This window comes from Companilactobacillus sp. (assembly GCF_022484265.1).
Taxonomy (GTDB): domain Bacteria; phylum Bacillota; class Bacilli; order Lactobacillales; family Lactobacillaceae; genus Companilactobacillus.
In genome coordinates this window covers 503,408-516,412 of sequence record NZ_JAKVLR010000001.1, presented here as the reverse complement: position 1 = coordinate 516,412, position 13,005 = coordinate 503,408, and the positions used below count along the sequence as shown (strand labels likewise).

The 13,005-nt window shown below is 37.0% G+C and carries 11 protein-coding genes; 10 read left to right on the top strand and 1 reads right to left on the bottom strand.

Annotated features, from left to right (window positions below):
- Position 1: 1 nt before the first annotated feature.
- Positions 2–2,149 carry a DNA internalization-related competence protein ComEC/Rec2 gene (locus tag LKF16_RS02590; protein WP_291468363.1) on the top strand — a complete coding sequence of 716 codons (2,148 nt, stop codon included), beginning with the start codon at positions 2–4 and terminating at the stop codon, positions 2,147–2,149.
- Positions 2,150–3,163, top strand: a complete 1,014-nt coding sequence (holA, locus tag LKF16_RS02585) for a DNA polymerase III subunit delta (protein WP_291468362.1) — start codon at positions 2,150–2,152, stop codon at positions 3,161–3,163.
- A gap of 389 nt (positions 3,164–3,552) precedes the next feature.
- Here holA and rpsT read toward each other — a convergent pair whose 3' ends face one another.
- On the bottom strand, positions 3,553–3,804 hold the full coding sequence (rpsT, locus tag LKF16_RS02580) for a 30S ribosomal protein S20 (RefSeq protein ID WP_291468360.1): 252 nt from the start codon (positions 3,802–3,804) through the stop codon (positions 3,553–3,555).
- Between the two features lie 215 nt (positions 3,805–4,019).
- On the opposite strand from rpsT, the gene rpsO reads away from it, so the two are divergent.
- The 8 genes from rpsO to sufC all read left to right on the top strand — a co-directional run bounded on the left by rpsO (position 4,020) and on the right by sufC (position 12,994).
- On the top strand, positions 4,020–4,289 hold the full coding sequence (gene rpsO / locus LKF16_RS02575; RefSeq protein WP_291468358.1) for a 30S ribosomal protein S15: 270 nt from the start codon (positions 4,020–4,022) through the stop codon (positions 4,287–4,289).
- Positions 4,290–4,467: 178 nt separating this feature from the next.
- The gene (locus LKF16_RS02570) at positions 4,468–6,165 is read left to right on the top strand and encodes a ribonuclease J (RefSeq protein WP_291468357.1); all 1,698 of its coding nucleotides are present in this window, start codon (positions 4,468–4,470) and stop codon (positions 6,163–6,165) included.
- Between the two features lie 39 nt (positions 6,166–6,204).
- Positions 6,205–7,155, top strand: a complete 951-nt coding sequence (locus LKF16_RS02565; RefSeq protein ID WP_291468356.1) for a tetratricopeptide repeat protein — start codon at positions 6,205–6,207, stop codon at positions 7,153–7,155.
- A gap of 201 nt (positions 7,156–7,356) precedes the next feature.
- On the top strand, positions 7,357–8,547 hold the full coding sequence (tuf, locus tag LKF16_RS02560; RefSeq protein ID WP_291468354.1) for an elongation factor Tu: 1,191 nt from the start codon (positions 7,357–7,359) through the stop codon (positions 8,545–8,547).
- Between the two features lie 164 nt (positions 8,548–8,711).
- Positions 8,712–9,998: a trigger factor gene (gene tig / locus LKF16_RS02555; RefSeq protein WP_291468352.1), complete on the top strand. Its 1,287-nt coding sequence runs from the start codon at positions 8,712–8,714 to the stop codon at positions 9,996–9,998.
- Positions 9,999–10,116: 118 nt separating this feature from the next.
- Entirely contained in the window at positions 10,117–11,370 is a 1,254-nt protein-coding gene (gene clpX, locus LKF16_RS02550; protein ID WP_291468351.1) for an ATP-dependent Clp protease ATP-binding subunit ClpX, read from the top strand.
- 55 nt (positions 11,371–11,425) lie between these two features.
- The gene (gene yihA / locus LKF16_RS02545) at positions 11,426–12,010 is read left to right on the top strand and encodes a ribosome biogenesis GTP-binding protein YihA/YsxC (protein WP_291468349.1); all 585 of its coding nucleotides are present in this window, start codon (positions 11,426–11,428) and stop codon (positions 12,008–12,010) included.
- A 189-nt stretch (positions 12,011–12,199) separates the two neighbouring features.
- Entirely contained in the window at positions 12,200–12,994 is a 795-nt protein-coding gene (gene sufC / locus LKF16_RS02540; protein WP_291468347.1) for a Fe-S cluster assembly ATPase SufC, read from the top strand.
- Positions 12,995–13,005: the final 11 nt, after the last annotated feature.

Here is a 13,005-nt window from a genome sequence, read left to right as displayed (position 1 = left end):
ATTGGCATTGATTCGAATTTTGTTTTTAAAGCGGAACAAAGTTTTAAAGACAGTGATTGTTTTTTCAATTCTGATGGGTACTTATTTTGCGTTCGTTCTCCATCAACAGATGGCCTCTCATTTGATTGGCTCAGCTGATTCGGGAGTCATTTTTCCGGATGAGATCAAAATTAATGGGGATCAATTATCTGGAGTCATTAAGTTACCAGATCAGAAGGCCAGATTCAATTACCAGTTAAAGAGTCAAACCGAAAAGAAAAGTTGGGATGATCTAAGGTCACCAGTTTTGATTGAATTTAAAGCTAGTCGTCAGCAAGGTATTCCTGGTCCGAGAAATCCTGGCGAATTCGATTTTAAACAATATGAAAATCATCAAAATATTTTCCAATCATTTACCATTGATAGGATTGACCGATCTATGCAATATATTCCCAATAGTTTTTTTGATAGCATCCATTTATATCGAGTCAATTTTTTAAACTATCTATCACAGTTGCCTCATTGGATGAAGATTCAAGCGCAAGGACTTTTAGCAGGTTACTCTGGACCAGACAGTCGAAATTTATTCGATGTTTTAAGCGTGCTTGGAGTGATCCACTTGTTCAGTTTGTCGGGATTGCACATCTTTTTGCTGATTTTTATTATTCAAAAGACCTGTTCATTTCTCAGAATCAACAAAGAATTAGTTGATTGGACATTATTGTTGATCCTGCCGATTTTCGGAATATTCGTGGGCTTAAAAACTGGAATCATGCGGGCGATAGTTTTAGCGATGATGTTGATTGTCGTAGACAAGTTTAAAATTGATCTTAGTCGACTTGATCTGTTTGGAATCACTATCTTGATTTGTCTATTGCTAGATCCGTTTGCGTTAATCGAGATGGGTGGTCAACTTAGCTTTGTTTTGTCTGGGGCGTTGTTATATTTGAATGAGCAAGGATATTTAATGACTAGTTTGAAGATGAATCTTTTGAGCCTGCCAATCATTTGCTTTTATACCTTTCAATTCAGCATTTGGATCTGGTTAATGAACATAATTTTTGTACCGATATTTACTTATCTAATTTTACCAAGTGCAATTTTGAGTGCTATTTTCCCCAATTCATTGAGAGGTTGCTGGATCCAGTTGAACAATTTTTTTGAACTGTTGTATTCAAGTATGTCTAAATTATCCGATTCAAAATTCTCTACGATTGTCGTTGGGCAAATACCGATTTTAATAACGGTAGCTTTAGTTTTATTAGGGTTGTTGCAGTTAAACCGTAAAAGAATTGTTAACATATACTTCAAATATTATTTAGCATTATTTTTTTTAGGAATAATTTATTTGAAGTTTCCGATATTTGGGATGGTTTCGATCATCGATGTTGGGCAAGGGGATAGCATATTAGTGACGACTCCATTTGTTCGAAAGTCGATCCTGATCGATACCGGCGGGAAATTAAAATTCCCATCGCCAGACTGGAAGAAACATGATTCTAAAAATCAAGTTGAACTCTCAACCATTCCATATTTGAAATCTCGGGGGATATCCAAACTGGATCAAGTGTTTTTATCTCATAAAGATGTTGATCATATTGGTAATTTAGATACATTACTGACTAAATTTCCCGTTGGACAGGTGAATTTTGGAATTGGTTTAGATCAAAATCAGCGGATCAAATCAATTATTCATAATCATCCAGATGTTAAGTTTTCCAGTCATCGAAGGGGAGAAAACTTTTTTGTAGGTGGAAGTAAATGGCAAGTATTGTGGCCTGATCACAAAGCCATGGGAGAAAACGGCGATTCATTGACGCTATTAGCTGACCTCGGTGGGAAAAAATGGTTGTTTACCGGAGACCTGGATATAGAAAATGAACATAAGATTCTATCGCTGCAACATTTTCATGTTGATTTTTTAAAAGCTGGCCATCATGGTTCAAAGACTGCCACTAGCGATGAACTGCTGAAGATTACTGATCCAAGTCTGGCATTGATCTCTGCTGGGGTGAATAATCGTTACGGTCATCCTAATAAAGAAACAATCGATCGTCTGGACCACCATCATGTGCCGCATCTTAATACCGCTGGTTATGGTATGATATCTTGGTATTACTTTCCAATTAGCCAAATATCTGGCGTAAGAACTTATTTAAGGGTGAAATAATTGAAACTTAACGAATTGAAGAAAAACCTCAATAACCAGCAAGTTGATAATATCTACTTAGTCACGGGGCAAGAAACCGCATTTATTAATGATATTCAGACTTCTTTTAAAAAATTATTAACGTCAGAAGAAATCGATATGAACTTCTCCAGTTTTGATCTTGAGGATGTATCGTTAGAGGATATGATTGGCGAAGCTATATCCGCACCATTCTTTGGTGAGAGACGATTAGTATTTGCCGAAAACCCATATTTTTTAACCGGTGAAAAAATCAAACATTCTGTCGAACAAAATCCCGACTTATTGATCGATTACATTCAAAATCCCGCACCAACAACAGTTTTGGTGATTTTTGCAACGTATGAGAAGTTGGACAGCCGTAAAAAAATCACGAAACAGCTTAAAAAGTTGGCAACGCCGGTAGATGCTGGCAAGCTCGATAGTCATTTGTTGGCAAAAACCATCAATCAAGAGTTACGTCAATCTGACTTTTCCATTGAACCACAGGCCTTAGACCTATTGGTGAATAAGACCAAGGGCAGCTATTCACAAGCATTGAATCAATTAGATAAGCTGAAATTATATGCACTTAAGACGAAAAAGATTGATGTTCAAGCGGTAAATGAGTTAGTTCCGCAAAGTTTAGATGATAACGTGTTTGAATTAATGAATCAGATCCTAAATAAAAATATTTTTGAAGCAGAAGAACTTTATCATCAATTCTTATTGCAAAAGATCGATCCAATCTTATTGACTGCAATCTTGACGTCGCAACTACGTTCTTTAATTCAAACAAAGATTTTGAGTCAAAAGGGACTAAGTGAAGCAACGATTGCCAAACAACTAAAGATTCATCCATATCGAGTCAAAATGTCGTTGCAACAATCGCGTCGATTAAAGACTCAGACTTTATCGCAAATGTTCCAGCAAATTGTGGATCTCGACTACCAGGTAAAATCCGGGCAGGGTGATAAAGAATTATTGTTTGATCTGTTTATTGCTAAATTCGCTTAATCATTGTATTCAAAAAGCCGCTATGAGTTAGCGGCTTTTTTGGTGGACTTATTCTATAAGCAGAGAAATCCAACCTAATTTGGTATGCATTAAATTGGATTGTGTGTCTAAGTGATTTAGTTTTTGTTAAAATTCTGGCTTTTTTTCATAGGAATCGCGACGTTCTTCGAAGCGTTGCGTTAAATGAGAGTATACGCTTTAAGCTCTAAGGAAAAAGGAATCGCAACGTTCTTCAAAGCGTTGCGTATAGTTAGAGTACGCGCTTTTAGCGCAAAATAAAATGAATCGCAACGTCCTCACGGAGCGTTGCGTTAAATGAGAGTATACGCATTTAGCGTAACTCTCACTAAATAGGAAAAAAAACAGCCCGCAGGCTGCTTAATGTTTGATTAGTTTACTTTTTTAGAAAGACGTGACTTGTCACGTGCAGCTTTGTTAGCTTTGATCAAGCCTTTTGATTTGGCCATGTCAATTGCGCGTGCAGCTGTTCTGTACATTTCTTCTTTGTTATCACCGTCATTAGCAACAACTGTTTCGAAGTTCTTGATTGCAGAACGCATAGCACTTCTTTGAGCGTTGTTGCGAAGGTTAGCTTTTTCGGCAGTCTTTACACGTTTGATAGCTGATTTAATTTGTGGCATAGGTTTCACCTCCGATTACTTGTTTGTTATAAACACAATACGTGTATTATACCGAAGGTAGAGATTCAATGCAATGAATAGTTATAAAAAAAACTCTACTTGAAAAAAATGACTAAATATAGTAATGTTAATAGCTGTGTTAACCATTGCTCTGTTCAACGAGTCACCAACGTTTTGCATAGTATGGCTAAATTTTATAGGAAAAGGTGAAATGCATGGCTATTTCAAAAGAAAAAAAGAACGAAATCATTAAACAATACGCACGTAAAGAAGGAGACACAGGTTCTCCAGAAGTTCAAGTTGCTGTTTTAACATATGACATCAACGCATTGAACGACCACTTGAAAGTTAACAAGAAAGATCACCATTCATATGTTGGTCTTCTTAAGAAGATTGGTCACCGTCGTAACTTACTTTCATACCTTAGAAATAAGGATGTTCAACGTTACCGTGAATTGATCAAGTCACTTGGCTTACGTCGTTAATATATCGCTTGTTAAAGGAGATTCCGAAAGGAGTCTCCTTTTTTTATTATATTTTTATTGTACTTTACATTGTGATAAAATGTTATTCAGGTATAGCTCAAGTAGTCATCTATTGACTTAAAATAACGCAATTTAATTTGTGATCTATGCTATTTACTATGAAATGAGAGATGAAAAAATGAGTCAAAAAATTAAAATAATGATCCTGAGCGGTGTACGTGAAACAGGTAAGAACATGTATGCTGTTGAGGTTAATGACGAAATTTACATTCTAGATATTGGTCTTCAATATCCAGATAACGATCTATATGGTATCGACGTGGTCGTGCCTGATATGACTTACATTAAGGATAACATCGACAAAGTTGTCGGTATTTTCTTATCCCACGGACATGCTGATGCCATTGGTGCTTTGCCTTATTTAGTCGGTGATTACGATATTCCAGTCTTTGGTGCAAAAATGACAATTGAATTAGCTAAAATCGTTTGTTCAAATGATAAGCGCAGCAAGAAATTCAATAACTTCCATGTAATAGATGAAAAAACAGCGATCGACTTTAATGAAGCAACTGTTTCATTTTTCAAGACAACGCACTCAGTACCTGATTCATTAGGTACTGTGATCAAAACTCAAGAAGGCTCGATCGTATACACTGGCGATTTCAAATTTGATCAAGCAGCGCTTCCACTATATAAAACTGATTTTGGACGCATTGCTGAGATTGGCAGTGACAACGTACTTGCACTTTTGAGTGATTCAGCTAATGCTGAATCACCATTTGAAAATTCAAATGAAACTGACATTTACGATTATATTGTGGATACATTCAGTTATCACGATGGTCGAATCATTGTTGCTCAAGTGGCTTCAAACATCCAACGTATGCAACAAATTCTAGATGCGGCTGATAAAACTAATCGTCGAGTTTATTTATCAGGAATGGATGCTGAGAAGATTCTTAAGACAGCCATGAAACTAGGCTATCTTGAGGTCAAAAACAAAGAATTGATCATCACTAACAAGGAATTAAGCAAGGTCGATAAAAAGGACCTAGTCGTCATTGAAACTGGTAAGATGGGCGAGCCGATCAAGCTACTTCAAAAGATGGCTAATCCTGCAGCTAAAACTAAGTTCAACATTGAAAAAGGCGATTTAGTATTCATTGCTACGACGCCTTCACATTCTTTGGATACGACTTTTGCAAAAACTAGAGATATGATCTATCGGACTGATGCTGAAGTTAAGGCATTAGGCGATGATATGCATCCATCTGGTAATGCAAACAAGACTGATCTTCAACTTATGATCAACTTATTAAAACCCAAGAACGTCATTCCGATTCAGGGTGAATATCGTTTGATGGATGCTCACGCACGTATTGCACATCAAACAGGTATTCCTTATCAAAACATCTTCTTAACTAAAAAAGGCGATGTCTTAAATTACGAAAATGGCCAATTTTATGTTGGTAAGGGAATCGATGCTGGGGATACTATAATCGATGGAATCGGTGTCGGAGATATTGGAAGTATTGTTTTACGTGACCGTGAATTGTTGGCAGATGATGGGGTATTCATCGCTGTAGCAACAATCGACCGTAAGAAGAAAAAAGTAGTTGCAAAGCCTAAGATCACAGCTAGAGGTTTTGTATACATGAGAACTAGTCGTGACTTATTGAGTGAAAGTTCTGACTTGATCGTCAAAGAAATTACTGATTATTTACAAAACAGCAAAGATTTTGACTGGTCAGACTTGAAACAAGGTGTACGTGAAAAGTTAAATCATTTCCTATATGAACAAACTAACCGTCACCCGGTAATCCTTCCAGTTATTATGGAAGTTAACCAAAATAGACATCGTAAGGCCAAAAAATAGACCGCTTAATGCGGTCTTTTATTATAACGAGGTAAATAAATGGACGATTCAGATAATCTAAAGAGGATCTTAGAGCAGGCTGATGACGCATTTGAAAAGGGAAATTGGGAAGATGCGGTCGATTACTATTCACAAGCATATAGCATCAAGCAAACATTTTCGATCAATCAAGGATTAGCAGCAGCTCTGTTAAACCAAAAAAATGCGGATCAGGCTGAATCGGTCATCCTGGATTACTTTAATTATTATTTGAGCGATCCAGAAGCGGCCAAGCTAGCAGTTGATATTGTCGTTGAAAATAATGATTATTTGTTGGCAAATCAGATGATTCATTTTTATGATGAAAATAAGCTATCAACGATCCAAAAGAATTTTGTTGATGAATTCAAGGCACGAGTTAAATTGTCTGAAGAACGGCATAATCGATCATTTAAGCCCAAAATGTCGATTATTACTAAACAGATCAGCACGATCGTGACTATGAATGTAGTGGACCAGATTCAATTGATCCGTAGCTTGCGTGAATTTGACAAAGATAATTATTTGGAATGCGTAAAATTGCTGCTTCAAAATCCACTGTTGCATCCTTTGCTAAAAAGCGAAGTTTTAGAAAATGTTTTCAAGCTCGGCGTTGATGAAGAGTTGAATATTTCATTTTATGGAGAAAATAAAACTTGCAATCCTGCACGTCTAAAGCCGATTATGTCAACGGATGTGTACTTAGCAATGTGCGATGAACTTGAAAAGATTTTGATCGATAGTGAAAACCAAGTGCAGCTTGAAAACCTTCGAAGTGAGCTGTCCCTTTATGCGGCAATGGTTTATCCTTTTGGGTCTGAAATAATAAAAGACCCTTCTCTATGGACAAAAGTATTCCTATTGCGGTATGGTTTATTGGACGAATCACAGGTGGGAGAAAGTTCTGAAAGAACTGACGTTGAGAACTGGATCAAACGATTTGATTCGTTAATTAACTCTTTTCAGCAATAAATAAGAGTTTTTTTCAAAATGGTGTTTACAATTCAAATCGTGCACCGTATAATTCAAAGAGTATATTTTTAGTTGGTGATTTGAGCTGAAATGCCTTTGCTTTCACCTCTGAAAGTAGTATAATTTTTCAGTAAAGAGCCGTCTAAAGAACACTTTCTTTGGATAATCTTATGAAATGAAATTTTAGGAGGATTCTTTGTAATGGCAGAAAAAGAACATTATGAGAGAACTAAGCCCCATGTAAATATTGGGACAATTGGTCACGTTGACCACGGTAAGACAACACTTACAGCCGCAATTACAAAGGTTTTAGCTGACAAAGGTTTAGCTAAAGCTGAGGATTACGCTGATATTGATAAGGCCCCAGAAGAAAAGGAACGTGGGATCACAATCAATACTGCTCACGTTGAGTATGAAACTGAAAAGCGTCACTATGCACATATTGATGCTCCAGGACATGCTGACTACGTTAAGAATATGATCACTGGTGCTGCTCAAATGGATGGTGCTATCCTTGTTGTTGCTGCTACTGATGGTCCTATGCCACAAACACGTGAACATATCTTGCTTGCTCACCAAGTTGGTGTTGAATACATCGTTGTCTTCTTAAACAAGACTGACCTTGTTGATGACCCTGAACTTGTTGACTTAGTTGAGATGGAAGTTCGTGAATTGCTTTCAGAATACGATTACCCAGGGGATGACATTCCTGTAATCCGTGGTTCAGCTTTGAAAGCTCTTGAAGGTGATCCAGAACAAATCAAGAACATCGAAGAACTTCTTGACACAATTGATGAATATATCCCAACACCTAAACGTGAAAACGACAAGCCTTTCTTGATGCCTGTTGAAGATGTATTTACAATTACTGGTCGTGGTACTGTTGCTTCTGGTCGTATCGACCGTGGTGAAGTTAAAGTCGGCGACGAAGTTGAAATCGTTGGTTTGAAGCCAGAAATTGAAAAATCAACTGTTACTGGTCTTGAAATGTTCCGTAAGACATTGGATCTTGGTGAAGCCGGAGATAACGTTGGTGTTCTTCTTCGTGGTATTAACCGTGATCAAATCGAACGTGGACAAGTTCTTGCTAAACCAGGTTCAATCCAAACACATACTAAGTTCAAGGGTGAAGTTTATATCTTGACAAAAGAAGAAGGTGGACGTCATACTCCATTCTTCTCAAACTATCGTCCTCAATTCTACTTCCATACAACTGATGTTACTGGTGTTATTGAATTGCCAGATGGTGTAGAAATGGTTATGCCTGGTGACCAAGTTACTTTTGAAGTTGACTTGATTGCTCCTGTAGCTATTGAAGAAGGTACAAGATTTACTGTTCGTGAAGGTGGACGTACTGTTGGTGCCGGTGTTGTTACAGACATCTTGGACTAATCTGAACTAAACTTGAACGCTTTTAAAAAGTCGAGACTTTGGTCTCGATTTTTTTTTATAAAAAAATATCCAGAAAAACGATTAAATCATACGAAACATTTACAACCGTACGATTTTAAGGTAATATTACAAAGTATGAGATCGTGAAATACCGGAGGGATAAAATGTCTGCTAAGGCTAAATTTACAAAAAAAGAAAAAAATACAGGTGAATTAAAATTTGAAATTGATCAAGACACAATTAAAAAAGGTTTAGATACTGCTTTTAACCGTGTTAAGAAGAACTTGAACGTCCCTGGATTTAGAAAGGGTAGAGTTCCTCGTCAAATCTTTAATCGTATGTACGGCGAAGAAGCACTTTATGAAGATGCTTTGAACGCTGTCTTACCTGATGCTTACCAAAAGGCTGTTGACGACGCTAAAGTTGATCCTGTTGACCAACCACAAATTACTGTTGAATCAATGGAAAAAGACAAGCCATGGGCAATCAGTGCAACAATCACTGTTAAACCAGAAGTTAAACTTGGTGACTACACAGGAATTGCTGTTAAGAAGCAAAAACGCAATGTTCTAAAAGCTGATATCGAAAAGAAGCTTGAAGACATGCAAAAACAACAAGCTGAATTAGTTCTTAAAGATGGTAAAGCCGAAGAAGGCGACACAGTTGTTATCGACTATGTTGGTACTGTTGATGGTAAAGAATTCGATGGTGGTAGTGCACAAAACTACTCACTTGAATTGGGTTCAAACACATTCATCCCTGGCTTTGAGGATGGTTTGATCGGTGCAAGTAAAGGTGACGTTGTTGACGTTAAAGTTACTTTCCCAGAAGACTATCAAGCTAAAGAACTTGCTGGAAAAGACGCAATTTTCAAGACAACTGTTCATGAAATCAAATCTAAAGAACTTCCTAAGTTAGATGACGACTTCGCTAAGGATGTTGACGAAAACGTTGATACACTTGATGACTTGAAGAAGAAACTTCATGACGAAATCAAGGAACAAAAGAAAGAAACTGCTGAAGAAAATATTCAAGAAGAAGCAATCTCAGGCGCTGTAAAGAATGCTACTATTGATGAAATTCCACAAGCAATGATCGACACAGAAGTTAACAACCAAATGAACCAATACTTGGCTAACTTACGTCGTCAAGGAATCGATCCTAAGTTGTACTATCAAATGACAGGTACTACTGAAGACGACCTTAAGAAGCAATTTGCTTCAGATGCTGAAGAACGTGTTAAAACTGACTTGGTTATCGAAGCAATCGTTGCTAAAGAAGGTATCAAACCAACTGAAGACGAAATCAAGAATGAGATCAAGTCATTGGCTGATGAATACAAGATGGACGAAAAGGCTGTTCGTGGTGCTTTGACAGACGATATGCTTGCTCATGATATTGCTGCTAAAAAGGCTATTGAATTGATCGTTGATTCATCTGTTGAAAAATAATTAAAATTATAAGAAGCCAGTAGGCTTCTTATTTTTTTATGGGCTTATTGCTTTACTCTTAACGCCTTCAATGCTAAGCTTTTCAAAGTATTGGAACTACTTAAGGAGAAATGAATATATGTTTGATAGCACAGAAACTACAGGCACAGGTACAATTAGTTGTTCTTTCTGCGGAAAGACTCAAGACCAAGTCAAAAAGATCGTGGCTGGACCTGGTGTATATATCTGTAACGAATGTATCGATCTATGTAAAGAGATCATCGACGAGGAATTAGGCGATGATACTCCATTAGATTTGGAAAACATTCCCACACCTGTTGAAATCAAAAAGATTCTAGACGAATATGTGATTGGACAATATGATGCCAAGCGTGCATTGTCAGTTGCCGTTTACAATCACTACAAACGTATCAACAAAATGGAACATTCCAAAGATGGCGATACGGAATTACAAAAGAGCAATATTGCGCTTATCGGTCCTACAGGATCCGGTAAAACTTTCTTAGCCCAAACTTTGGCTAGAATTTTGAAGGTTCCATTCGCTATTGCTGACGCAACAACTTTGACTGAAGCAGGATATGTCGGTGAGGATGTTGAAAATATCCTCTTAAAACTGTTGCAGAATGCTGACTTTGATGTTGAAAAGGCAGAGCATGGAATCGTCTACATTGATGAAATCGATAAGATTGCTAAGAAGAGCGAGAATGTTTCGATTACTCGTGACGTTTCTGGTGAAGGTGTCCAACAAGCTCTCTTGAAGATTCTTGAAGGAACAGTTGCCAGCGTGCCACCACAGGGTGGAAGAAAACATCCACAGCAAGAATTGATCCAAATCGATACAACTAACATTCTATTCATTGTTGGTGGTGCTTTTGACGGCATTGAAAATATCGTTAAGAATAGATTGGGCGATAAGACAATCGGTTTTGGTGCGGAACAAAAAGAATCAATCGATGAACAAAAGAGTTTGATGCAACAAATTATTCCTGAGGATTTGATGAAGTTTGGTATTATTCCCGAATTCATTGGTCGTATTCCAATCGTCACTGCCTTAGAGAAACTAACAGAAGATGATTTGGTCAACATCCTTACAAAGCCTAAGAATGCCCTTATTAAGCAATATAAGGAACTAATGGATATTGACGGCGTCAAACTAGAATTTACTGACGGTGCCCTAAATGAGATTGCCAAGATGTCAATCGAAAGAAACACTGGTGCCCGTGGACTACGTTCTATTGTTGAAGAAACGATGCTTGATACGATGTATGAAGTACCAGCTAGAGACGATGTAGATACAGTTAAGGTTACTAAAGACGCAGTTAGAAAAGTTAAAAAACCAGAATTGATCTTGAAAGATGGAAAGGTTGCCTAAGGCGACCTTTTTTTATTGCTCTCATGATGATAAAATAATTGCACTGAGGTGAATTATGCAAGTAAATAACGTATCCATGAATTTAAGCGCAGTTAGTTCAAAACAATATCCAGATGAGGGCTATCCGGAGATTGCTCTACTGGGAAGATCAAATGTTGGTAAATCATCATTGATCAATACTTTGATCAATCGGAAAAGTTTTGCGAGAACTTCCAGTACGCCAGGAAAAACGCAGACCTTGAATTTTTATAATATTGAAGATCTATTATATTTAGTCGACGTTCCTGGTTATGGCTTCGCGAAGGTCTCAAAAAAGCAACGCGAAGAATTTGGCGTTATGATCGAAGAATATTTAACGACCAGAAAAGTATTGCGTGGCGTAATCATCCTGGTGGATGGTCGACATGCACCAAGCGACGACGATATTTCAATGTACCAATTTGTCAGTTATTACCATCTGCCAACCTTGATCGTTGCTACTAAAATGGATAAGGTCAAAAAGAATCAGTGGAATAAGACCGTTAGCCAAGTAAATAAGACCATGAATATTAATCAAAAAGATCAATTACAATTATTTAGTGCTGAAACTAAGTCAGGAAAAGACGAAGTTTGGGAATGGATCGAAAATCATATGAAATAAAAACCAGAACATTTAGCTGTTCTGGTTTTTTTGTATTAAAATAGAACTAATTTCATTTTATTTTTGTGTATATATTATTTGAATAACTGATATTTATTAATGGAATATTATTTATATTCTTTTGTTATTTAATGAAATAAAAGCGCATAATGTAGGTGTAATTATCATTTTAGTAACGGAGGGAATATGATGTCAACTTTAGAGGTTAAAGATTTACATGTTTCAGTAACTGATGATGAAAATGGCAAAGGCCAAGAAATTCTAAAAGGTGTAAATCTCAAAATGAGTACCGGTGAGATTCATGCGATCATGGGTCCCAATGGTACTGGTAAATCAACACTATCACAAGCAATTATGGGTAACTCTGCTTATCAAGTCACATCTGGCGATATTTTATTAGACGGGGAAAGTATTTTGGATATGCCAGTTGATGAAAGAGCTCGTAAAGGATTGTTTTTGGCTATGCAATATCCAGCTGAGATCCCTGGAGTTACTAATGTGGAATTCATGCGTGCAGCCATCAATGCCCGCCGCGATGAAGATGACCAAATTCCAGTTATGGAATTCATGAAAAAACTCGATGCTAAACAAGAAATTCTTGATATGACCGATGAAATGTCTGAAAGATATTTGAATGAAGGCTTTTCTGGCGGTGAGAAAAAACGAAACGAAATTTTGCAGCTATTAATGATCGAACCTAAATTTGCAATTTTAGATGAAATCGATTCTGGTCTTGATATTGATGCTTTGAAAGTCGTTTCGCGTGGCGTAAATTCTATGCGTGGCGACAACTTTGGATCACTTATCATTACTCACTATCAAAGATTGTTGAACTATATCGTTCCAGATCAAGTTCATGTCATGATGGATGGTAGAATCGTAGAAAATGGCGGACCTGACCTTGCTAAAAAACTTGAAGATGAGGGATATGCTGGTTTACGTGATGATTTAAATCTAGATGTTAAATTAACGGACGAAATTTAAGGGGGATAATT

Bases quoted from the DNA above. Each gene is read 5' to 3' on its own strand.
- sufC (WP_291468347.1), top strand. From the start codon at position 12,200: ATGTCAACTTTAGAGGTTAAAGATTTACATGTTTCAGTAACTGATGAT.
- tig (WP_291468352.1), top strand. From the start codon at position 8,712: ATGTCTGCTAAGGCTAAATTTACAAAAAAAGAAAAAAATACAGGTGAA.
- tuf (WP_291468354.1), top strand. From the start codon at position 7,357: ATGGCAGAAAAAGAACATTATGAGAGAACTAAGCCCCATGTAAATATT.
- LKF16_RS02570 (WP_291468357.1), top strand. From the start codon at position 4,468: ATGAGTCAAAAAATTAAAATAATGATCCTGAGCGGTGTACGTGAAACA.
- clpX (WP_291468351.1), top strand. From the start codon at position 10,117: ATGTTTGATAGCACAGAAACTACAGGCACAGGTACAATTAGTTGTTCT.
- LKF16_RS02565 (WP_291468356.1), top strand. From the start codon at position 6,205: ATGGACGATTCAGATAATCTAAAGAGGATCTTAGAGCAGGCTGATGAC.
- yihA (WP_291468349.1), top strand. From the start codon at position 11,426: ATGCAAGTAAATAACGTATCCATGAATTTAAGCGCAGTTAGTTCAAAA.
- rpsT (WP_291468360.1), bottom strand. From the start codon at position 3,804: ATGCCACAAATTAAATCAGCTATCAAACGTGTAAAGACTGCCGAAAAA.
- rpsO (WP_291468358.1), top strand. From the start codon at position 4,020: ATGGCTATTTCAAAAGAAAAAAAGAACGAAATCATTAAACAATACGCA.